Source organism: Bacillus sp. C30, from assembly GCF_040838255.1.
Classification (GTDB): Bacteria; Bacillota; Bacilli; order Bacillales; family Bacillaceae_G; genus Bacillus_A; species Bacillus_A mycoides.
Genome location: NZ_JBFPJH010000507.1, coordinates 1 through 1874, shown reverse-complemented (window position 1 = coordinate 1874; position 1874 = coordinate 1). Strand labels below are relative to the sequence as shown.

Genomic DNA, 1874 nt, shown 5'->3' with positions numbered 1-1874 from the left:
CATAATGACAGTAAAAAAGCTTTATTTCGTCCCAGCAGGTCGTTGTATGTTGGATCATTCGTCTGTTAACAGTACATTAACACCAGGGAAATTATTAGACTTACCGGTTTGGTGTTATCTTTTGGAGACTGAAGAAGGACCTATTTTAGTAGATACAGGTATGCCAGAAAGTGCGGTTAATAATGAAGGCCTTTTTAACGGTACATTTATTGAAGGACAGATTTTACCGAAAATGACTGAAGAAGATAGAATGGTGAATATTTTAAAACGCGTTGGTTATGAGCCGGAAGACCTTCTGTATATTATTAGTTCTCACTTACATTTTGATCATGCAGGAGGAAATGGTGCTTTTACAAATACACCGATTATTGTGCAGCGTGCTGAATATGAGGCGGCACAATATAGTGAAGAATATATGAAAGAATGTATATTGCCGAATTTGAAATACAAGATCATTGAAGGGGATTATGAAGTCGTACCAGGAGTTCAATTATTGTATACACCAGGACATACTCCGGGGCATCAGTCGCTATTAATTGAGACAGAAAAATCCGGTCCTGTGTTATTAACGATTGATGCATCTTATACGAAAGAAAATTTTGAAGATGAAGTGCCGTTCGCTGGATTTGATTCGGAATTAGCTTTATCTTCAATTAAACGTTTAAAAGAAATTGTTAGGAAAGAGAACCCAATTGTTTTCTTTGGACATGATATAGAGCAGGAAAAGAGTTGTAAAGTGTTCCCTGAATATATATAAATAGAAAAAGTCATGGGCCTAGTAGCTCATGACTTTTTCTATTAAATAACCTTTTTAAATAAGTTATATACTTTTTTTGAATTACCTTCATTTAATTGATAATAAGTAAGGTCTACGTCATCAGGAGTGTTTTGATGGGCAATCATAACTTCACTACTGTTGTTATCTACTATCCAAATTAAATATTGTTTATAAGTTCCATCTTGGAAAGTAATCCACATGTTACAATCTACTAAATCAGAACCTTCTTCATCTAGCGTAAAATCGCCTTTTTTTGCTGTATCCATACTGTTAATGAATGTTTTTAATTCATCTGTTTTTGTAAGGAAGATAGATTTTTTTGTCTTAAGCGACTCTACATGTATATCTTTTATTTCCTGCTTTCCTAAAAAAACAGGAGGTGCATTTGGGTCTCTTTGAGTTGAAATAATAGTAGCTTTCTTCTTTGGTTTACTTGCTGTATAGAGCTCTTGAATAGATTTTCCAGAGTTTAAAAACCATACGACTCCAAAAACAATCAATGCGCTACCTATCAATAAAATGATTTTCTTAATAGGGTATTCTCCTCTCTATGGCTTCATGTGAAGAGCTTTTCTATTAATATATGATAGGTAAGTGTAAAGTATTATAGTTGAACGTGGTTATGCTTCACGGTTTTTATAGGGCGATCAACGAGTAAATTGTAAGTGAGCCCTATTAATACGAGAATTCCACCGATAATTTTTCCGGTTGATAGTTCGTGTGACAGGAAGAAATCGATGATAGTCCCCGTAAACAATTGTCCGATAAAGATGAGTAATGTTAAATAAAATGCTGATATTTTAGGAGTAATATAGTTTGATAATGAGATGACGATAACGCCTACTAATCCGCCTAAGTATACAGCGATAGGTATGGATTGTAACGTATGACTAGAAATATACAACGAATCTGAACTGAAAATTAAAAATAACATGGAGAAAAATAATCCAGTAATATAATTGAAAAATGTGCCTTCCCAATTTCCAATTTCCTTTGCTAAATTCGCGTTAATAATTCTAGCAACAACGATAGAAACACCAGCTAAAATAGCGATACAAATATATAACATTTTCTTGCCTCCATTAATAAATTGTCA

3 protein-coding genes are annotated in these 1874 nt (G+C 33.5%); 1 reads left to right on the top strand and 2 read right to left on the bottom strand.

Annotated elements, in window-relative coordinates; translation table 11 throughout:
• Nucleotides 1-4: 4 nt before the first annotated feature.
• On the top strand, nt 5-757 hold the full coding sequence (gene aiiA / locus AB3X49_RS22305; protein WP_367964794.1) for a quorum-quenching N-acyl homoserine lactonase AiiA: 753 nt from the start codon (nt 5-7) through the stop codon (nt 755-757).
• A gap of 41 nt (nt 758-798) precedes the next feature.
• Here the strand turns inward: aiiA and AB3X49_RS22300 are convergent, their stop codons facing one another.
• Nucleotides 799-1278 carry a hypothetical protein gene (locus AB3X49_RS22300; RefSeq protein WP_367964792.1) on the bottom strand — a complete coding sequence of 160 codons (480 nt, stop codon included), beginning with the start codon at nt 1276-1278 and terminating at the stop codon, nt 799-801.
• Nucleotides 1279-1382: 104 nt separating this feature from the next.
• Nucleotides 1383-1847, bottom strand: a complete 465-nt coding sequence (locus AB3X49_RS22295; protein ID WP_002014128.1) for a DMT family transporter — start codon at nt 1845-1847, stop codon at nt 1383-1385.
• Nucleotides 1848-1874 lie beyond the last annotated feature (27 nt).

Coding starts and splice junctions, on each gene's coding strand:
- aiiA (WP_367964794.1), top strand. CDS start 5: ATGACAGTAAAAAAGCTTTATTTCGTCCCAGCAGGTCGTTGTATGTTG.
- AB3X49_RS22295 (WP_002014128.1), bottom strand. CDS start 1,847: ATGTTATATATTTGTATCGCTATTTTAGCTGGTGTTTCTATCGTTGTT.